Source organism: Streptomyces sp. CC224B (genome assembly GCF_030010595.1).
In the GTDB taxonomy this organism is placed as follows: Bacteria; Actinomycetota; Actinomycetes; order Streptomycetales; family Streptomycetaceae; genus Streptomyces; species Streptomyces longispororuber.
In genome coordinates this window covers 1-19,635 of record NZ_JASCXL010000036.1, presented here as the reverse complement: position 1 = coordinate 19,635, position 19,635 = coordinate 1, and the positions used below count along the sequence as shown (strand labels likewise).

Here is a 19,635-nt window from a genome sequence, read left to right as displayed (position 1 = left end):
CACGGACCGCTCCCCCGCCGGGGCGCCCCGGCGCCGACACCGCCCCGGCGGCGGCTCAGAAGGTCGCGGGGCCGCCGTGGGCGTCCAGCGCGTCGTGCACGGCCTGGACGAAGGCCCGCGTGGCGGCGGTCGGCGCGCCGCTGCGCCGGATCAGGGCCACCTCCGCCGGGGGCAGGTCCCGTACCGGTACGAAGACGACGTCCGGGCGGGAGTAGTACGTCTCGACGGAGGCGATGACCGGCGAGACGCCCTGGCCGGTGGCGACGAGGGTCATCATCTCCTGGAACGTGGCCACCGCCTGGCCCCGCCGGATCTCGCGGCCGCTCGGCGTGCGGGGCGGGACGTGGAAGTCCCACCAGTAGGCCGGGGCGCTGTTGACGACGCCGAAGCAGGTCTCGCCCGCCAGGTCCTCCCAGGACAGCGACGCGCGGCCCGCCAGGCGGTGGCCGGCCGGCACCGCGAGCGCCCGGGGCTCCCTGATGACCACCGGCCCGACCGTCAGGTCCGGCTCGCGCACCGGCAGGCAGGTGAACAGGACGTCGACCTCGCCGGAGCGCAGCGGCCCGAGCGGGTCCTGGAACTGGGTCTCGCGCATGCGGATCTCGCACCGCGGGCAGCGCTCCCGGAAAAGCTTGAGGATCGGCTGGGTGAGGGAGCCCGCACCGGTGCCGAGGAAGCCCACGCCCAGCTCTCCGGAGACGCCGCGCGCCGCGTCCCTGGCGCGGGCGACGGCCTCCTCCATGCGCCGGTGCAGCGGCGCCAGGTCCTCGTAGAGCTGGCGGCCGAGCGGCGCGAGGCGCACCACGCGGCTGGTGCGTTCGAAGAGCGGCGCGCCGATCTTGCGCTCCAGCTTCTTCACGGTCTGGCTGACGCGCGCCTGCGAGACGAGCAGCCGCTCCGCCGTGCGGCCGAAGTGCAGCTCCTCGGCGAGCGTCAAAAAGGTCTCCAGCTCCTGTCGTTCCATCCCGGCCACCCCGGCTCCCCCCATGGCTGTGCGCCGCTGCCGCCCCCGACCCTGCGAAGCCGCTGCCCCTGCGAAGCCGCTGACCTGCATCGATAAGTCCCGGGGCGGGGATCGTTTCACGGATCGCCGTTGATCGGCCAGCGGCGTGGGCGGATCGTGGGACGTGCCCGGCCACTCCGGCCGGGCAGCCCTTCCGACCCGCCAACTCCCAAGGATGCGCCATGCCTTCGCACACCCGGCAGTCCACCGCCCGCAAGTCCGTCGTCCTGGCCGCCGCGCTGGCCCTCACCGCGGGCCTCGCCGTCACCGCCGCCCGGGCCGACGGCGGCGAACGCCCCGCCACGAACGAGCGCGCCGCCGCGCCATGGACGGCCGCCTGGACGGCATCACCCCAACGCCCCAGCATCGGCTTCAAGCCCAACTGGTCCGAGGCCGGGTTCGACAACCACACCCTGCGTCAAGTGGTCCGGGTGACCGAGGGCGGCGACAGAGCCCGCGTCCGGCTCTCCAACGCCTACGGCGCGTCCCCGCTGCACATCGAGGCCGCCACCGTCGCGCGCACCGACGGCACCAAGGGCGCCGCCGTCGAGAAGGGCTCCCTGCGCCACCTGACCTTCGGCGGGAAGCGCTCCGTCACCGTCCCGGCCGGGAAGCAGCTCTCCAGCGACGCGGCCGACCTGGGCCTGGACCGCTTCGACTCCGTGACCGTCACACTGCGGCTGACCCGCACCACCGGGCCCGCCACCTTCCACGCCCAGTCGTTCGCCACCAGCTACCGCGCCCAGGGCGACCACGTCGCCGACACCGGCGGCGCCGCCTTCGGCGAGTCCACCGAGTCCTGGTACTACCTCGCGGGCGTCGACGTACGCGGTGACGAGCGGCCCGAGCGCGACGCCGTCGTCCTCTTCGGCGACTCCATCACCGACGGCTTCGCGTCCTCCACCGACCGCAACCGCCGCTGGTCCGACGCCCTGGCCGAGCGCCTCGCGAAGGCGGGCACGCCCCGGCCCGTCGTCAACGCGGGCATCGGCGGCAACATGGTGCTCAACGACTCGGCGTGGTTCGGCGACAAGAGCGCCACCCGCTTCGCCCGGGACGTCACGAACCTGCCCAACGCCGGGACCGTCGTCATCCTCGAAGGCCTCAACGACATCGGCTTCAGCGAGACCGACAAGCCGACGTACAAGCCCGCGCCGGTGGTCAGCGCCGAGGAACTGATCAACGGCCACCGGAAGTTGATCCGCGCCGCCCGCGCCAAGGGCCTGAAGGTCGTCGGCGCCACCCTGCTGCCGCTCGGCGGCTCCGACCACTACGGCAAGCACGCCGCCGCCGTCAGCGACGCCTTCAACACCTGGGTGCGCACCTCCGGCGAGTACGACGCGTACGTCGACTTCGACAAGGCCCTCGCCGACCCCGAGGACCCCGAGCGCATCCGGCCCGCGTATGACAGCGGGGACCACCTGCACCCCAACGACGCCGGCTACCGCGCCATGGCCCGCGCCGTCGACCTGGGCGCGCTCTGACCGGCACACCCCCGGCCCGCCCGCCCCGGCAGGGGCGGGCGGGTCCTTCGTGTGCGGGTCACTCGTGTGCGGGCCCTTCGTGTGCGGGCCCTTCGTGGCGGGTCCTTCGCGTACGGCTCATTCGTGCGTGGTGAAGTAGTAGTACGTCGCCGCCGCGACGCCCGCCGCGACCGCCGCCCCCACGCCCACCGAGCGCAGCAGGCTCGCCTCGGTGAGGCTGTACAGGAAGCCCACGGACACGCCCGCGAGGGCACCCCAGGCGGGGGCGCGCAGTTCGCGCGGCAGGGCGGGGGCGAGGCGGCGCAGCGCCATGTACAGCGCGCCGAGGACGACGCCCGAGACGATGCCGAGCACGACGTTGCCGACGGTGACGGAGCCGCCCTTGCGGTCGTTGGTCGCCGTCCACAGGCCGTAGACCAGGGCCAGCAGCACGGGTGCCGCGAGGACGTGGGAGAGGGCGCGGGCCCCGGCGTTCCCGTGGGCGCCGCGCGTCCCGTGGGGCCTGTGAATTCTGTGCGGCCTGTGGGATCCGCGGGATCCGGGTGCGGTGACTGCCATGGCGGTTCCTTCCCGCTCAGGAGCAACAACCTCCTCCCAGGAAACACCCGTGCGGGCCGCCGCTCCACCGGAGCGCGGTCCCCCTCCCGGTGGCGGACGATGAGTTTCCGGGCCGCGCCCGGTCTCCCCTCATGACGCACCGCTGCCGACCCGGCGGCAGCGCGCACCGCCACCGGAAGGCGCAGGACATGAGCAGTGAACGACCCCACCGGCGTTCCAGGCCCGACGGCCCGGCCATCGAGACGGCCGGCCTGGTGAAGGAGTTCGGGGACAACCGCGCGGTCGACGGCGTCGACCTCACCGTCCCGGCGGGCACGGTCTACGGCCTCCTCGGGCCGAACGGCGCCGGCAAGACGACCACGGTGAAGATGCTCGCCACGCTGTTGCGCCCGGACGGCGGCGAGGCCCACGTGTTCGGCCACGACGTGGTCCGCGAGGCCGACGCCGTCCGCGCCCGCGTCAGCCTCACCGGGCAGTACGCGTCCGTGGACGAGGACCTCACCGGCACGGAGAACCTGGTCCTGCTCGCCCGGCTCACGGGCCACGGCAGGAAGGCCGCGCACACCCGCGCCGAGCAGCTCCTCACCGCGTTCGGCCTGGGCGAGGCCGCCGGACGGCAGGTGAAGAACTACTCCGGCGGCATGCGGCGCCGCATCGACATCGCCGCGTCCATCCTGAACACCCCGGACCTGCTGTTCCTCGACGAGCCGACCACCGGCCTGGACCCGCGCAGCCGCAACCAGGTCTGGGACATCGTGCGGGCCGTCGTCGCCCAGGGCACCACGGTCCTGCTCACCACGCAGTACCTGGACGAGGCCGACCAGCTCGCGTCGCGCATCGCCGTCATCGACCGGGGCCGGGTCATCGCCGAGGGCACCAAGGGCGAGCTGAAGGCGTCCGTCGGCGCGGGCGCGGTGCACGTGCGGCTGCGGGACGCCGACCGGCGCGAGGAGGCCGCGCGGCTGCTGCGGCTCGCCCTGGACGCGCAGGTGCAGCTCGAACCCGACCCGGTGGCGCTCACCGCCCGCGTCGGCGACGGCGGGGCCCCGGGCGGGGAGGCCGCCGCCGGGGAGGCCGCCGCCGAGAAGGCCGCCCGCGCCCTCGCCGAGCTGGCCCGCGCGGGCATCACCGTCGACAACTTCGCCCTGGGCCAGCCCAGCCTCGACGAGGTCTTCCTCGCCCTCACCGACCAGCCGCTCACCACCCCCGCCACGCCCGCGGGTCCCGCGGGGTCCGCCACCGCGGGCGCGGGCCGCACGGAAGCCGAGGCCGCCCGATGAGCACCGCCGCCCCCACCGAGACCCAGGACCTCGCGCCCGTCCGCGCCGAGTCCCTCGCCGAGCTGCTCGTCTCCACCGAGCGCCCGCGCCGCCCCGGCGCCCTGTCCACGTCCCTGACGTTCGGCTGGCGGGCCGTGCTGAAGATCAAGCACGTGCCGGAGCAGCTCTTCGACGTGACCGCGTTCCCGGTCATGATGGTGCTGATGTACACGTACCTCTTCGGGGGCGCGCTCGCCGGGTCGCCGCGCGAGTACATCCAGTACCTGCTGCCCGGCATCCTCGTGATGTCCGTCGTGATGATCACGATGTACACGGGCGTGTCGGTCAACACCGACATCGAGAAGGGCGTCTTCGACCGCTTCCGCTCGCTGCCGATCTGGCGGCCCTCCGCGATGGTCGGCTACCTGCTCGGTGACGCCCTGCGGTACGCCATGGCGTCCGCCGTGATGCTGGCCGTCGGCCTCGTCCTCGGCTTCCGCCCGGACAGCGCGGTCGGCGTGCTCCTCGGCGTGGTGCTGCTGCTCGTCTTCTCCTTCGCCTTCTCCTGGGTGTGGACGATGTTCGGGCTGCTGCTGCGCACGGAGAAGTCCGTGATGGGCGTCAGCATGATGATGCTGTTCCCGCTGACGTTCCTCAGCGACATCTTCGTCAAGCCCGAGACGATGCCCGGCTGGCTCCAGGCCTTCGTCAACAACAACCCGATCACCCATCTCGCCTCCGCCGTGCGCGGCCTGATGGACGGTGACCGGCCGACCGCGGAGATCGCCTGGACCCTCGGCTGGGCGGGCGTGCTCGTGGCGGTCTTCGGCCCGGTCACGATGCGCCTGTACAGCCGGAAGTAGGCCGCTGCCACCGCCGGCTCCGCCATCCGGAGTCACCCCGGTCGCGCCCCGCGCGGCCGGGGTCTTGCCTGGTGGACGTGGACTCCCGCCCGCGCACCGGCCCCCGCCCGCACACCCCCCGCCCCGCCCTCGCCGCCGCCCGCCCCGCGCTCGCCGCCCTCCTGCTCGTCCTCGCCTGCCTGCTCGCGCCCCTCGGCGCGGTCTCCACGTGGACGGCGTACGAGATCCAGGACACGGACCGGTACGTGGCCACGATGGCGCCGCTGTCGAAGGACCCGGCGGTCCGGGCGGCCGTGGCCGACGCCGTCACCGACGCGGCGGTCGAGGAGATCGACGCCGGTCCGCTGCAGTCCGCCGTCGAGTCCTTCGTACGGGACGCCGTCGGCTCCTTCACCACGACGCGGGCCTACCGCACCGCGTGGGACGCGGCGAACCGCGCCGCGCACGCGGCCGTGGAGGAGGCCCTGAAGAACGACTCCGACAGCGAGGTCACCATCGACCTCGCCCCCCTCACCGAACAGGTCAAGCGCCAACTGGCCGACGACGGCGTGCCCTTCGCCGACCGCATCCCGGTGCGCCACACCGAGGTCACCGTCATGCGGTCGCAGGACCTCGGCGACTACCGGAAGGTGTTCCGCATGCTCCAGGCCGCCGGCGTCTGGCTGCCCGTCGCCGCCGCGGCCTGCGCCGCCGGCGGTGTCCTCCTCGCGGCGCGCCGCCGCCGCGCCGTCCTCGCCACCGCCCTCGGCATCGCGCTGGGGGCCGCCGCGCTCGCCGCCGCCGTCGCGGTGGGCCGCGCCCTCACCCTGGACGACCTGCCGCCGGACGTGTCCCGGGCGGCGGCCGGTGCCGTCTACGACGCGCTGACCGAGAGCCTGCGCGTCACCGCCTGGGTGCTCGTGGGCCTGGGCACCCTGGTGGCGGTGGCGGCCTGGTGGTGGCCGCCGCCGTGGCGGTCCCGGACCGCGCCCGCCGGGGAGCCGGAGGAAACGCCCCCGGTGCCGCGCGCCCCGGCCGGCGAGGAGCGCGGCTGACCCGGCGGGCACGGCGCTCCCGCGGGTACGTGCCGCGCGGCGTGGCCCCGCGCGTCCCCGCGGGCCCGGGCGCACGGGTGCCCGGGCGTACGGGTGCACGGGTGCACGAGCGCACGAGCGCGCCGGGGTAGAGGCGTACCGGCGTACGGGAAACTTTCCGCCCCGCCCCCGCGTCCTTCACAGAGGATCCCGGCAGCGCGCCGTGCGGGCGGGCCGCCCCGTCGACGAAAGGCCGCCCCTTGGAGCACCTGACGGCACCGCCCACCGAGCCGGAGCGGATCGCCGACGACCACGCCGCCGCCCGCCGGCCGATGTCCTGGCGCGTCGCCGCCTGGACGGCGGGCCTGCTGCTCGCCGGGGTGAGCGCCGTGCTCGGCTGCCGCGCCGCCGACACCGACGCGGTCACGCCCGTGCCCCAGCTCCTCGCCTTCCTGCCGTGGCTGCTCGCGCCCGCCGCGGCCGCGCTGCTGCTCGCCGCGTACGGGCGGTGGCGCGTCGGCCTCGTGTGGGCGGTGGCCGTGCTCGGCGGGCTCGCCTGGTTCACGGAGCCGTACGGGAAGGTCGTGGAGCCGGACGGGCGGCCGGTCGCCGACCTGCGGGTGCTCGCCTCGAACGTCGAGTTCGGGCGCGGCGCGCCCGGCCTCGTCAAGGCCGTCCGGGAGCGGAAGCCGGACCTCGTCTTCGTGTCCGAGTGCGACCGGGCCTGCCAGGACCTGCTGCGCGCGCGGCTGCCGGAGTCCGCCTACCCCTACCGCGTGGCCGCCGGCGGGGACGGGGCCGACGGGTCCGTCATCCTCGCCAACGTGCCGCTGGAGCGGGCCGCGGGGGTGCGGGGCACCCTCGGCATGCCGGGGGCGGTCGCCGACGTCAAGGGCGTCCGGGTCCGGCTCCAGCTCGCCCACCCCATGCCGCCCACCGCCGGGGACGTCGACCGGTGGCGGCGCGAGCTGGGCGCCCTGCGGGACTACGCCGCCGCGGGCGACGGGCAGCCCACCGTCCTGGCCGGGGACTTCAACGCCACGCAGGACCACGCGGCGTTCCGGGGCATCCTCGACGAGGGGCTCCGCGACGCGGCGCGCGTGGCCGGGTCCTCCCGTACGCCCACCTGGCCGACGGCCCTGCCCCGGCCGTTCGGGGCACAGATCGACCACGTGCTGGCTTCGCCGGACTTCGGGGCGCGGGACGTGCGCTTCGTGGAGATCGGCAACACGGACCACCGCGCGGTCCAACTGGACCTCACCCTGCACCGCCCCTGACTCCCCGCAGGACTCTTCCCCCACCCACCCGCCCTCCATCGGCCTGGCGGCCTCGTCCTCAAACGCCGGACGGGCTGAAAGCGTCCGCGAGTCGAGGACATCTCAGCCCGTCCGGCGTTTGAGGACGAGGCGCGGAGCGCCAAAGAAAGGGGGAAAGGGGCGAAGCCCCAGACGAGAAGGGCGGGGGCCCGGGGGCGGCAGCCCTCGGTTTCGGGGAGGGGCGGGCCTGGGGCGCACCGCGAGGGCCAGCCCCAGACGATCACCCCGGCGATAATGGGCATATGCGCCGTCGAGCCCCATTGGCCTCCCTCGCCCCACCCCCCTGGCTCGTCAGGTCGCTCAGACCGCAACCGGCCCCCGTCCCCTGGGCCGCGGCCGCCCGCGCCGCCGTCGCCATGTCCCTGCCCCTGGCCATCGGCACCGCGGCGGGCCACCCGGCGTACGGGGCGCTCGCCAGCATGGGCGCGCTGTCCGGCGTCATCGGCGACACCGCCGACGCCTACCGCATGCGGATCCTGAACATCGCCGTCCCCCAGCTCTTCGGGGCCGTCGGCGTCACCCTGGGCTCCCTCGTCCACGGCCACGCCGTGACCGCGGTCGCCGCGGTCACACTCGTCGCCCTGGTCTCCGGGATGATGTCGACCATCGGCGCCGTGGCCTCCGTCTCCGGCCTGCTGCTCCTGCTCAACGCGGTCATCGGCGCCGGGCTCCCGCTGCCCGGCGCGTGGTGGCTCGCGCCGGTCCTGATGACCGGCGGCGGCCTCCTCGTCCTCGCCCTCGCGCTGCTCGCCTGGCCGCTGCGGTCCGGCGTACCGGAGCGGACGGCCGTCGCGACGGCGTACCGGAACGTGGCCGCCCTCCTGGAGGCGGCGGGCGCCGCCCACGCCCGCGAGGACGCCTACGACGAGGCCCGCGCCACCGTCACCGCGTCCCTCAACAAGGCCTACGACCTCGTCCTGGCCCGCCGCGCCCGCGACCGCGGCCGCAGCCCCGACCTGGTCCGCCTCATCGCCGAGCTGAACGCCATCACGCCCGTCGTCGAGGCCGCCCCCGCCGCCCACCGCTACGGCGAGCGGCTCCCGCCCGAACTGCCGCGCGCGGCCCGCCGCCTCGCCGACGCCATCGCCCGCGGACCCGCCCCGGACCCCGTCGACCTGGGCCTCCCCGGCGCGGTGCCCGAGCACTACGGCGCCGCCGCGCGGGCCGTGTACCAGGCGCTGCGGCACGCCGCCGACACCCTCGCCGACCCCGACCCGCTCACCGCCGTGCCCGCCGACGACCGGCTCGGGCGGCCCGCCGCGCTGCGCGTCCGGGCCCGCCGCGCCACCCGCAACGTCATGCTGTCGGGCGCCTCCTGGCGGTACGGCCTGCGGCTCGCCCTGTGCATCGGGATCGCGCAGGCGCTGGTGTCCCTCGTCGACGTGCCGCGCTCGTACTGGGTGGCGCTCACCGTCACCTTCGTCCTCAAGCCGGACTTCGGTTCGGTGTTCTCGCGCGCGGTGCTGCGCGCCCTCGGCACGGCGGCGGGGCTCGTGGTGGCCGCGGCCGTGCTCTCCGCCGTCGACCGCGGCTGGTGGGACGTGCCCGTCGTCCTCGTCCTCGCCGCGCTCATCCCGGCGCTCACCCCGCGCGGCTACGGCTACCAGACCGCCGCCATCACCCCCGTCATCCTGCTGCTCTCCGACGTCCTCAACCACCAGGGCTTCGGGCTCGTCCTGCCCCGGCTCCTGGACAGCCTCATCGGCTGCGCCATCGCGCTCGTCGCGGGCTACCTGCTGTGGCCGGAGAGCTGGCACACCCGGATCGGGCACCGGCTCGCGGACGCGGTCGCCGACACGGCGGAGTACGTGGAGTGCGCGTTCGGCAGCCCCGGCGGCGAGCCCGACCCCGCCGCGCGGGCCCGGATGCGGCGCCGCCTCTACCGGGACCTGTCCGACATCCGTACGGAGTTCCAGCGGGCCCTGAGCGAGCCGCCGCCCATGGGCGCGCGGGCCGCGGCGTGGTGGCCGCTGGTGGTGGCGGTGGAGCGGATCGTCGACGCGACCACCGCGGCGCGGGTGCGGGTACGGCACGGGGCCCCCGCCCCCGAGGGGGCGGAGGCCGGGGAAGTCGTACGGCAGTTGCGGGATCTCGCCGACGGCCTGCGCGAGGTGGAGGTGCTCGTCCCGGTGCCGGTGGAGTTCACCGGCCCCGAGGACAGCGTCCTGGAACCCCTGCGCCAGGAGGTGGCGGCGGCCCGCGCCATCGCGTCCCCGCGGGGGTGACCCTCACGGGGACGCGGTGGTGGCGGGAGCGGACCGCCGACCGGGTCAGCGTGCCGCTTCCACCTGCTTCATGGCCTTGGCCAGGCCGTTGGCCCACAGCTGGTTGACCCGGGCCCGCTCGGTGGCGTTCGGCTGGGCGTTCTGGCAGGACGGGCCGGGGCCGCCGCCGGACATCAGCTCGGAGCACGGGCCGCGGTAGTTGTCCGGCAGGCCGAGCACGTGGCCGGTCTCGTGCGCGGTCACCCGCGTCGAGTTGTACTGCTGGTTCTGGCGGTAGTCGAGGAAGATGTAGCCGCGCCCGTGACCGTCGGTGCTCGCGTACGAGCCGCGCGGGTCGTTGCCCTCGCGGTACGAGAAGCTCGCGCCGGTCGTGCCCTCGCGGAGCTGGACGTTGGTGACGGCGGCGTTCCATATGGAGGTGGACGCGGCGATCTGCTGGCGGAAGGACGGGGCGCGCGAGGCGTTGTACGTCACGGTGACGGCCCGGGCGCCGGGGTTCGCGGCCCGCTTCTCGGCGACGGCCTTCACGACGGCCTCGAAGAACGCCTTGTTCGCGGCGGCCTCCTCGGCCGAGCCCGCGTACCGGGCGGCCGACGACTTCGCCGACGTCGAGGTGGTGGCCTTGGCCGTGTCGGACGACGGGGCGGCCGACGCCACGGAGGAGGTGCCGAGCGCGGCGACCGCGAGTCCGAGCGCGGCGGCGACGGAGACATAACGCTTGTGCATGTGGGGGGCTCCCTACTCGTTCGGTGAAAGGTGAACGTTTCGGTTATCCGTGAGTGTCGGGGAGCCGGACCCCGCGCGGATGATGGCAGGTGGCGATAGCGCGCCCCTATCGCCGCGCATCCGGTCACCGCAGGAAGGGGCAACTTCTACGGTTCCATGGGTGTTTGGGAGGCTGGTGTGCTGCCGTAACCCGCTCTACGCTCACGGCCATGGAGCTCGAGGTCAGGCACCTCCGCGCACTGTGCGCCATCGCCGACACCGGCAGCCTGCACAAGGCGGCGCGCCAACTCGGCATGAGCCAGCCCTCGTTGACCACCCAACTGCGCCGCATCGAGCACGCCGTCGGCGGCCCGCTCTTCGTCCGCGAGCGCACCGGCTGCCGGCCGACCCCGCTCGGCCGCACCGTCCTCAGCCGCGCCCGCCCCCTCGTCGTGGAGATGCGGGCCCTGGTCACCGAGGCCCGCGCGGCGGCGGCCCGCGCCGGCGACGGCGAGCCGCGGCTGCGCATCGGCTCCACGGCGAGCCGCGCCATACCGGGCTGGCTGCGCCGGCTCCGCGCCAGCCTGCCCGGCACGGAGACCTCGCTGCAGATGGACGTGTCCGCGAACGCGCTGCTGCGCGCCGTCGCCGACGGCCAGCTCGACGTGGCGTTCGTGCACGAGGTGGAGGGCAGCCCGCTGCGGTTCCCCGACGGCCTCGCCCGCCGCGTCCTCATCGACCGCGAGCCGCAGTTCGTCTCGCTCGCCGCCGACCACCCCGCCGCCCGCCACCCCGTCGTCCGCCTCACCGACCTCGCCGCCGACCGGTGGATGGTGGACCCCACCGTCGACGGGGAGTGGGACGGGCTGCGGCGGGTGCTGACCGCCGCGGGCCTCGACCCGCGCGTCCTGCACGGCGACTACCTCACCGCCGCCACGCTGGTCGCCACCGGCGAGGTCGTCACCTTCTGCCAGCCCACCTCGGTGGCGAGACCCGACATGGCCGTCAGACCCCTGCACGGCGACCCGCTGGGCGTACGCCTGTACGTCGCGGCCCGTACGGAGACCGAGCTGAACGCCGTGTACGGCGACCTGGAGGCCGCCTACTGGGAGGCCGCCGCCGAATCCCCCGCGTACCAGGACTGGCTCCTCGGCACCGGAGCCGCCGGGCCCCCCGCGCCCCGCCCCCCGGCCCCGCCGGGCCCCGTGCCCTCCCCGCTCCCCCCGCCGCCGGACCTCGGCCCCCAGGCCGCCCGCGACCTGCGGCCCACCCCCCTGTGACCCGCGCGCCCGAGGGGCGCCCCGGGCCGGGGCACCCCTCCTGACGTGCTCGGACGCCGATGGCCGTACTCGTCACGTACTCGTCACGTACTCGTCGTCGCCGGTGTCCCGACGTACTCAGACGCCGATGTCGCGGCCGTCGGCGCGCCACACCGACACGACCGCCGGGCGCACGATCTTCCCGGGGCCGTCCGGCCAGCTGCTCGCGGGCTTCTCGACGGACGCGCCGTCGATCTCGCCCGGGTGCTGCACGGCGACGAGCACGCGCCGCTCCTGCACCAGAGGGCCGCAGGTCTCCGCGCCCTTCGGCATCGTCAGGAACTGCTTGAGCTCACCGCGCCGCTCGCCCTTGGTGGCCACGCCGAACAGGCCGTCGTGGGAGCCGAGCTGGTTGCCGTCGGTGGAGATCCACAGGTTGCCGTGCGGGTCGAAGGCCACGTTGTCCGGGCAGGAGATGGGGCTGACCTTGTCCTTCGGGAAGCCCGCGAAGTACGTGGCGGGGTCGTTCGGGTCACCCGCGACGAGGAAGAGGTTCCAGGCGAAGCGGGTGGCCTCGGGCCGGTTGCGGGACTCCGTCAGCTCCAGGACCTGGCCGTGCTTGTTGAGGTTGCGCGGGTTGGCCTCGTCGGCCCCGGCCTTGCCGGGCTTGCCGCGGTCGGTGTTGTTCGTCAGGGCGACGTACACCTTGCCGGAGTGCGGCGACGGCTCGATGTCCTCGGGCCGGTCCATCTTCGTGGCGCCCACCTTGTCACCGGCCAGGCGCGTGAAGACGTACACCTCGTCGGCGGTCATGCCCTCGACGTGGGAGACGGCCTTGCCACCCGCGTACGCCGTGGCCAGCGGGATCCACCGGCCGCTGCCGTCGAACTCGCCGTCCTCGGGCAGCGTGCCCTTGCCGTCGATCTCGTCCGCCGGGGAGTCACCGGTGAACTTGGCGACGTACAGCGTGCCCTCGTCGAGCAGCGTGAGGTTGTGCTCACGGGCCCAGCGCGAGTCGCCCTTGGCCATGCGCTTGCTGCTCACGAACTTGTAGACGTAGTCGAACCGCTCGTCGTCGCCCATGTAGACGACCGGGCGGCCGTCGCGGGTCAGGCTCGGCTGCGCGCCCTCGTGCTTGAAGCGGCCGAGCGCGGTGCGCTTGCGCGGCGTGGAGTCCGGGTCGTACGGGTCGAGTTCGACGACCCAGCCGAAGCGGTGCGGCTCGTTCGGCTCCTTGGTGAGGTCGAAGCGGTCGTCGAACCGCTCCCACTTGCGCTCGGACTCGCCGCCGACGACGCCGTACCGCTTCAGGCGGGCCGCCTGCGTCGGGTCGGTGACCTTGTCCGCGTGGGCGAAGTACTGGTTGAAGTTCTCCTCGCCGTGGAGGGTGGTGCCCCACGGGGTGGTGCCGCCGGAGCAGTTGTTCAGCGTGCCGAGGACGGTGGTGCCGCGCGGGTCGGCCTTCGTACGGACGAACTCGCTGCGCGCGGCCGGGCCGGTGAGGTGGAACTTGGTGGTGGCGGTCAGCCGGCGGTTGAGGCGGTGCCGCGGTACGGGGCGCAGCGCGCCCGTCCTCCGCTCGCCCTCGACGACGACCACGGAGAGCCCGTGCGCGGCCCAGGCGATCTCCACCTGCTCGCGGGTCGGGTTCTTGGGGTCGTAGCCCTTGAACATCAGGACTTCGTCCGTGTACTCGTGGTTCGCGACGAGCACCTGGCGGCCGTGGTCCTCGCCCTCGTGGCGCAGCGGCAGCAGGCTGAGGAAGTCGTTGTTGTACCCGAACTGCCCGGCCTGGGCCTTCGCGGTCTGCTTGTCCGCGTCGAAGGCGGGGGCGCCGCGCAGGATGGGCTCGCCCCAGCGGATCACCACGTTCTGGCGGTAGCCGTCGGGGACGGTGACCTTGTCGGCGGTGTTCGGCGCGACGGGCGTGAAGCGCAGGCCGCGGGCGGCCTTGCGGCCCCGGGGTGTCTGCTTCGCCGGGGCCGCGGCCCCGGCCGCGGCGGCCTCGCCGGCGCCCGGGCCGAGGGCGACGCCGCCCGCGGCCGACGCGGCGACGGTCACCACGGCCGCCGCGCGCATCATCGAACGGCGGCTCAGCGCGCCGGCTATGACGTCGCCGACGTACTCGTTGTCGCTGGTGTTCGGCACCGGGTGGAAGCAGGCGTCGCCGCAGCGGAACCGGCACGTCATGGCCGAGCGGCCGCCGGAGCCGCCCGGGTGCGAGGTGATCAGGGGCAGCAGCTTGCGCACGGGTTTCCTCCAGGGTGGCCGAATCAGTCGCGGTGTGGCTGTTTTCGCTCGTTTTCCGCGGCTCCGGCTGGAGGCTAGGGGCGGTTGCCAGCAGGACGGGGGACTGCGGGTGAACGGAGCGTGAACCGCGCCTGGCCTTACCTGGCCTCACCTGGCCCCTGGGCCTTGACCGGGCCTCGCGGCGCCTGGCCCCTGGGCCTTGAGCAGGCCTGGCCCCCGGCCCTGGGCTGGCCTCCGCGGCGCCTGGCCCCTGGGCCCTGGGCGGGGCTTCGCGTGCTCCCCGCGCGAGCCCGGGGTGCGCCCCGGAGGGCCGGGGTAGGCGGCGGCTACCCTTACGTGTCCCTCGTGGCCCGGGGGCCGGTTGGGGACTCCGTTACGCCGAACTCATATTTAGGGGTGCGCACATGGGCATTCTGGATCGTCTGCGAAGCGTCTTCCGACGCCCTCGACCCGACGCCACGTCCCCCACCCCGGACCCCGCCCCGGACCCCGCCCCCGAGCTGCCCCCGGCCGAGCCCGCCCCGGCCGCCGACTCCGGCTCCGCCACGGCCGAGCCCGCCCCTGCGGCCCGCACCGCGGTCGAGGCCGCTCCCGCCACGCCGACCGCCCCGGCCGAGTCCGCCGCCCCGGCGAAGCCCGCCTCCAAGGCCGAGGCCGCTGCCGCGGACGGGTCCTCCTCGGAGGCTGAGGCCTCCGCGGCGGAAGCGCTCGTGGCTGCCGCCTTCGACAACGTCACGGTCCGCCGCTCCGCGGCGCCCCCCCTCGCCCACCCACCCGCCCATGACGGGGCAGCACACCCCTCAGCCCCCAGCCCCACCCCGGCAGAGCCCACCCCCATACAGGCGCCCCCGGCGGCGGAGCCGCAGGCCGTAGCGCCGCCGGCGGCGGAGGAGCCGCAGACCCCGACGGCCCCCGCTGCGAGCGACCGCCCCGAGCGAAGCCGAGAGCTTGGGGAAGGGCGGGCACAGCCCGAGGTGCCGGGCAACCGTGAGACTGAGCCCACCCCAGCAGGGCCCGCCCCCGCGCAGCCGCCCCTCGCAGAGCAGCCGCAGGTCGCGGAAACCCCCACGGCGGAGCCCGCCCAAGCCGAAGCCGAAGCCCAGACCGCGCCCGAGGCGGAGACCCCGGTCACGGCCGAGCCCGCGGCGGCGGCCAAGCCCGCGGTCAGTCTCGCCAAGGTGAAGAACCGGGCCCCGGGGCTCGCCGCGGCGTACAAGGCGGCGGGCGCGGCCCTGCGGAAGCGGGGGCTCACGGGGACCCGCGCCCAGGTGTACCTCGTCCTTGACCGCTCCGGCTCCATGCGCCCGTACTACAAGGACGGATCGGCCCAGCACCTCGCCGACCGCACCCTCGCCCTCGCCGCCCACCTCGACCCCGCCGCCACCGTCCACGTCGTCTTCTTCTCGACGGACGTCGACGGCACCGGCACCCTCACCCTCACCGACCACGAGAACCGCGTCGAGGAACTGCACGCCGCCTGCGGCCACATGGGCCGCACCAGCTACCACCGCGCCGTCGAGGAGGTCGTGGCCCACTACGAGAAGAGCGGCAGCGACGCCCCCGCCCTGGTGGTCTTCCAGACCGACGGCGCCCCGGACACCAAGGGCCCCGCCACCCAGGCCCTCGCGGACGCCGCCCGGCTCCCGCTGTTCTTCTCCTTCGTCGCCTTCGGCGACGAGGACAGCAAGGCCTTCGACTACCTGCGCCGGCTGACCGCGGAGAACGCCGCCCACCTCCTCGCGGGCCCCGCCCCCAAGGACCTCACCGACAAGCGGCTCTACGAGGGCGTCCTGGCCTCCTGGCACCCGTCGGCGTGAGGTGAGTCGATCTTCGTTCGGCCGTTAGGATTTCGACCATGGCGGCCACTGGATCCGAGAAGCAGGGGGCGAACGACGTGCAGTCGTACTACGTCTCGACCCCCATCTACTACGTCAACGACGCTCCTCACCTGGGCCACGCCTACACGACCGTCGCAGGCGACGTGCTCACGCGCTGGCACCGGCAGCGCGGCGAGAAGGTGTGGTACCTCACCGGCACGGACGAGCACGGTCAGAAGATCATGCGCACGGCCGAGGCGAACGGCGTGACCCCGCAGGAGTGGTGCGACAAGCTCGTCGAGGAGGCCTGGCGCCCCCTCTGGGAGCACCTGGAGATCGCGAACGACGACTTCATCCGCACCACGGAGAAGCGCCACACCGACCGGGTCCAGGAGTTCGTCCAGGACCTGTACGACAAGGGCGAGATCTACAAGGGCGGCTACGAGGGCCCGTACTGCGTGGGCTGCGAGGAGTACAAGCTCCCCGGTGAGCTGCTCGACGGCGAGGGCGCGTACGAGGGCCAGAAGCTCTGCCCGATCCACAAGAAGCCGGTCGAGCTGCTCAGCGAGGAGAACTACTTCTTCAAGCTGAGCGAGTACGGCGAGAAGCTGCTCGCGCACTACGAGGCCAACCCCGGCTTCATCCAGCCCGAGTCGGCGCGCAACGAGGTCGTGAACTTCGTCAAGCAGGGCCTGCAGGACCTGTCGATCTCGCGCTCCACCTTCGACTGGGGCGTGAAGGTGCCCTGGGACGACAAGCACGTCATCTACGTGTGGGTCGACGCGCTCCTGAACTACGCCACGGCCGTCGGGTACAACGAGAACCCTTCGAAGTTCGGTGAGACCTTCCCCGCGAACGTGCACCTCGTCGGCAAGGACATCCTCCGCTTCCACGCGGTCATCTGGCCCGCCATGCTGATGGCGCAGGGCCTGCCGCTGCCCGGGAGGATCGCCGCCAACGGCTGGCTGATGGTCGGCGGCGAGAAGATGTCGAAGTCCAACCTGACGGGCATCAAGCCGCAGGACCTGACCTCGCACTTCGGCGTCGACGCCTACCGCTGGTACTTCCTGCGCGCCATCGCCTTCGGCCAGGACGGCTCCTTCTCCTGGGAGGACTTCACCGCCCGCTACACCAGCGAGCTGGCCAACGACTACGGCAACCTCGCCTCGCGCGTCGCCGCCATGGTCGGCAAGTACTTCGGCGGGAGCCTGCCCGAGGCCACCGCCGCCGGCGCGGCCGAGCGGGCCGTCCAGGAGGGGCTCGCCAAGGCCGTCGCCGAGGCCGACCGGAAGATCGGCGAAGAGCTGGACTTCCAGGGCGGCATCCTCGCGGTCTTCGACTTCGTCAAGCAGGTCAACGGCTACATCACGGAGCAGGAGCCGTGGAAGGTCGCCAAGGACGAGTCGGCCGAGGGCAAGGCGCGCCTCGCGACCATCCTGTACACGGCCGCCGAGTCGCTGCGCGGCGTCGCCGTGCTGCTCAACGCGGTCATGCCGGACACCTCGCAGAAGCTCTGGGACTCCCTGGGGGCCGAGGCGTCGCTCGGCGCCCTCGCCGAGCAGAAGGTCCAGGACGCGGGCGCCTGGGGCCTGCTCCCGGCGGGCTCGACGGTGACCAAGGGCGCGGTCCTCTTCCCGCGCCTCGAGGAGCCGAAGAAGGCCTGACCACCGCTCGCGCAGTCCTCGGAAGGGCCCGGAACATGATGTTCCGGGCCCTTTCCGTGTTCCCGGGACCTTCTCGCGCGTTCGCGGTCAGTCCTGGTACGTCCTGATGAGCCGGGCCAGCTGCCGCCCCGCCGCCAGCAGGGGCTCCTCGCTGCGGTTCACCTGCGCGGTGACCTCCGCGCCCTCCAGGGTGCTGATGACGGTCGTGGCCACCTCGCGCGCGTCGGCCTCGGCGAAACCGCAGCCGAGCAGCTTCTCGGCGACGACGTCCTCCCAGGCGCGCAGGATCTCGCGGCACACCCGCTGGATCTCGGAGTCCGTGCCGAGAGTCTCCAGGGCGGCGGCCGTGACGGGGCAGCCGTCGGTCCAGCCCGACTCCCGCAGCCCGGTCGCCAGGTCGGCCGCGCAGGCCTCGACGGCGGCGGCCGGGTCCTCCGCACGGCGCAGCGCGTCCTTCAGGAGCCAGGAGAACTCCTTCCCGCCGTGCTGGAGCGCGGCCACGGCGACGGCCTCCTTCCCGCCCGGGAAAGCGTGGTAGACGGAGCCGAGCGTGGCCTGGGCCTCCTGGGCGATCTGCTTGATCCCGGTGCCGACGTAGCCCTGCCGCTGGATGAGCCGCGCGGCGACCACGACGATCCGCTCGCGCGTGCTGGGAGGAGCGCTGTACTGACTCATCCCGCCACCTTATCCGCCACTGAGTAGAGCGTTCGTTCTAGAGGCGTGCTACGTTCTACCCGAGCACTGGATAGAGCGTTCGTTCTAGTCGTTCGTTCTAGTTGCTTCGTCCAAGGCCACACCCCTGTCCACCGTCCTGTCCCCATCCATGTCCTGGAGGCACCCATGTCACAGTCCGTCACCGTCATCGGGCTCGGCCCCATGGGCCAGGCGATGGCCGCCGCCTATCTGGACCGCGGCTACGAGGTCACCGTCTGGAACCGCACCCCCTCGCGCGCCGACGCCCTCGTGGAGCGCGGCGCCACGCTCGCCGCCGATCCCGAACAGGCCCTGCTCGCCAACGAGCTGGTGGTCCTCAGCCTCATCGACTACGACGCCATGTACACCGCGTTCCAGGGCGCCGAGCACGCGGTGGCCGGCCGCGTCCTGGTCAACCTCAGCTCCGACACCCCGCAGAAGGCCCGTGAAGCGGCCCGCTGGGTCACGGAGCTCGGCGGCACCCACCTGACCGGCGGCGTCCTGACCCCGCCCTCGGGCATCGGCGGCCCGGACACGTCGACCTTCTACAGCGGCCCGCGCGCGGCGTACGACAAGCACCGCGCCGCCCTTGAGGTGATCACCGGCAAGACCGACTACCGGGGCGAGGACCCGGGCCTCGCCGCCCTCATGTACCAGCTCAACATGGTCATCTTCTGGCCCGCGATGCTCTCGTACTGGCAGGCCGTGGCGCTCGCCGCCTCACACGGCCTGACGGCGGCGGACATCGCCCCGTACGCGGCCGAGAACTTCGCGGGCATGGGCCAGTTCCTCGACTTCTACGCGCCCCGCGTCGACGCCGGGAACCACGCGGGCGACGTGGACCGTATCTCCATGGGCCTGGCCAGCATGGAGCACGTCGTGCACACGAACGAGGACGCGGGCGTCGACGCGGCCTTCCCGCGCGCCGTCCTGGACGCCTTCCGGCGCGGCGCGGACGCCGGGCACGGCGCGGACAGCTTCAGCAGGCTGGTGGAGCTCCTGAAGCAGCCCGCCTGAGCGGCCCCGCGCGGGTGGCTTGATCTCTTCGCTGTGAATGAGCCGTTGATCACTTCGTGAGCGGACTCACTTCGTCTTCACGCCCTCGCACGTAGGCTTCACAGCATGGCCACGAATCCCGCTTCCGAGACGCGGCGCCCCCGGCGCACCGCGGACGAGGTGAACGAGGAGATCCGTGCGCTGTGGCTGCGCTGCGGCGGGCGGCTGAGTACCGAGCAGCGCCGGGAGTACCAACGCCTGGTCACGGAGTGGGCGGCCGCCGAGGCAGCGGGCCAGCCCGAGCCCGAGGGCCACGGCTCACCGACACGGGCGGCCTGAGGCTCCCGCGCACGCATTTTCAGCCCGTCCGGCGTTTGAGGACGAGGCGCGAAGCGCCAAAAAAGGGGGAAAGGGGCGAAGCCCCATATGAACCCGGCGTAGGGGGGGGGGGGGGGGGGCGGGGGCCCGCGCCCCCCCCCCCCCCCGGCCGCGGGCCGGCCCCCCCCCCCCCCCCCCCCCCCGCGACCGGG

At 74.0% G+C, this 19,635-nt stretch carries 16 protein-coding genes; 11 read left to right on the top strand and 5 right to left on the bottom strand.

Going from position 1 to position 19,635, the window contains the following annotated elements:
• Window positions 1-55: 55 nt before the first annotated feature.
• Entirely contained in the window at window positions 56-964 is a 909-nt protein-coding gene (locus QK440_RS16725) for a LysR family transcriptional regulator (RefSeq protein WP_282793899.1), read from the bottom strand.
• Window positions 965-1,185: 221 nt separating this feature from the next.
• Here QK440_RS16725 and QK440_RS16720 point away from each other — a divergent pair, with 221 nt between their 5' ends.
• Complete coding sequence (locus tag QK440_RS16720; RefSeq protein WP_282793898.1) at window positions 1,186-2,487, top strand: SGNH/GDSL hydrolase family protein; 1,302 nt, start codon at window positions 1,186-1,188, stop codon at window positions 2,485-2,487.
• Window positions 2,488-2,604: 117 nt separating this feature from the next.
• Here QK440_RS16720 and QK440_RS16715 read toward each other — a convergent pair whose 3' ends face one another.
• On the bottom strand, window positions 2,605-2,919 hold the full coding sequence (locus tag QK440_RS16715; protein WP_282793897.1) for a hypothetical protein: 315 nt from the start codon (window positions 2,917-2,919) through the stop codon (window positions 2,605-2,607).
• Between the two features lie 314 nt (window positions 2,920-3,233).
• Between QK440_RS16715 and QK440_RS16710 the strand changes: the two genes are divergently transcribed.
• The 5 genes from QK440_RS16710 to QK440_RS16690 all read left to right on the top strand — a co-directional run bounded on the left by QK440_RS16710 (window position 3,234) and on the right by QK440_RS16690 (window position 9,721).
• Window positions 3,234-4,325, top strand: a complete 1,092-nt coding sequence (locus tag QK440_RS16710) for an ATP-binding cassette domain-containing protein (RefSeq protein WP_282793896.1) — start codon at window positions 3,234-3,236, stop codon at window positions 4,323-4,325.
• Entirely contained in the window at window positions 4,322-5,167 is an 846-nt protein-coding gene (locus tag QK440_RS16705) for an ABC transporter permease (RefSeq protein ID WP_282793895.1), read from the top strand. The genes QK440_RS16710 and QK440_RS16705 overlap by 4 nt, the downstream gene beginning before the upstream one ends.
• Window positions 5,168-5,244: 77 nt before the next feature.
• Window positions 5,245-6,201, top strand: coding sequence for a hypothetical protein (locus QK440_RS16700; protein WP_282793894.1), 957 nt, complete (start codon window positions 5,245-5,247; stop codon window positions 6,199-6,201).
• A 311-nt stretch (window positions 6,202-6,512) separates the two neighbouring features.
• Window positions 6,513-7,457: an endonuclease/exonuclease/phosphatase family protein gene (locus QK440_RS16695; RefSeq protein WP_282793950.1), complete on the top strand. Its 945-nt coding sequence runs from the start codon at window positions 6,513-6,515 to the stop codon at window positions 7,455-7,457.
• A 281-nt stretch (window positions 7,458-7,738) separates the two neighbouring features.
• Window positions 7,739-9,721 carry an FUSC family protein gene (locus tag QK440_RS16690; RefSeq protein ID WP_282793893.1) on the top strand — a complete coding sequence of 661 codons (1,983 nt, stop codon included), beginning with the start codon at window positions 7,739-7,741 and terminating at the stop codon, window positions 9,719-9,721.
• Window positions 9,722-9,766: 45 nt separating this feature from the next.
• On the opposite strand, the gene snpA is transcribed toward QK440_RS16690, so the two are convergent.
• On the bottom strand, window positions 9,767-10,447 hold the full coding sequence (snpA, locus tag QK440_RS16685) for a snapalysin (protein WP_282793892.1): 681 nt from the start codon (window positions 10,445-10,447) through the stop codon (window positions 9,767-9,769).
• Between the two features lie 209 nt (window positions 10,448-10,656).
• Between snpA and QK440_RS16680 the strand changes: the two genes are divergently transcribed.
• Window positions 10,657-11,706 carry a LysR family transcriptional regulator gene (locus tag QK440_RS16680; protein WP_282793891.1) on the top strand — a complete coding sequence of 350 codons (1,050 nt, stop codon included), beginning with the start codon at window positions 10,657-10,659 and terminating at the stop codon, window positions 11,704-11,706.
• Window positions 11,707-11,823: 117 nt separating this feature from the next.
• On the opposite strand, the gene QK440_RS16675 is transcribed toward QK440_RS16680, so the two are convergent.
• Window positions 11,824-13,935, bottom strand: a complete 2,112-nt coding sequence (locus tag QK440_RS16675) for a PhoX family phosphatase (RefSeq protein WP_282793890.1) — start codon at window positions 13,933-13,935, stop codon at window positions 11,824-11,826.
• 404 nt (window positions 13,936-14,339) lie between these two features.
• On the opposite strand from QK440_RS16675, the gene QK440_RS16670 reads away from it, so the two are divergent.
• Both QK440_RS16670 and metG read left to right on the top strand, forming a co-directional pair.
• On the top strand, window positions 14,340-15,752 hold the full coding sequence (locus tag QK440_RS16670) for a VWA domain-containing protein (protein ID WP_282793889.1): 1,413 nt from the start codon (window positions 14,340-14,342) through the stop codon (window positions 15,750-15,752).
• Window positions 15,753-15,790: 38 nt separating this feature from the next.
• Window positions 15,791-17,416, top strand: coding sequence for a methionine--tRNA ligase (metG, locus tag QK440_RS16665; RefSeq protein WP_282793888.1), 1,626 nt, complete (start codon window positions 15,791-15,793; stop codon window positions 17,414-17,416).
• Between the two features lie 87 nt (window positions 17,417-17,503).
• Here the strand turns inward: metG and QK440_RS16660 are convergent, their stop codons facing one another.
• Window positions 17,504-18,091, bottom strand: coding sequence for a TetR/AcrR family transcriptional regulator (locus QK440_RS16660; protein WP_282793887.1), 588 nt, complete (start codon window positions 18,089-18,091; stop codon window positions 17,504-17,506).
• 165 nt (window positions 18,092-18,256) lie between these two features.
• On the opposite strand from QK440_RS16660, the gene QK440_RS16655 reads away from it, so the two are divergent.
• Both QK440_RS16655 and QK440_RS16650 read left to right on the top strand, forming a co-directional pair.
• Window positions 18,257-19,126: an NAD(P)-binding domain-containing protein gene (locus QK440_RS16655; RefSeq protein WP_282793886.1), complete on the top strand. Its 870-nt coding sequence runs from the start codon at window positions 18,257-18,259 to the stop codon at window positions 19,124-19,126.
• Window positions 19,127-19,231: 105 nt separating this feature from the next.
• On the top strand, window positions 19,232-19,444 hold the full coding sequence (locus QK440_RS16650; protein ID WP_282793885.1) for a hypothetical protein: 213 nt from the start codon (window positions 19,232-19,234) through the stop codon (window positions 19,442-19,444).
• Window positions 19,445-19,635: the final 191 nt, after the last annotated feature.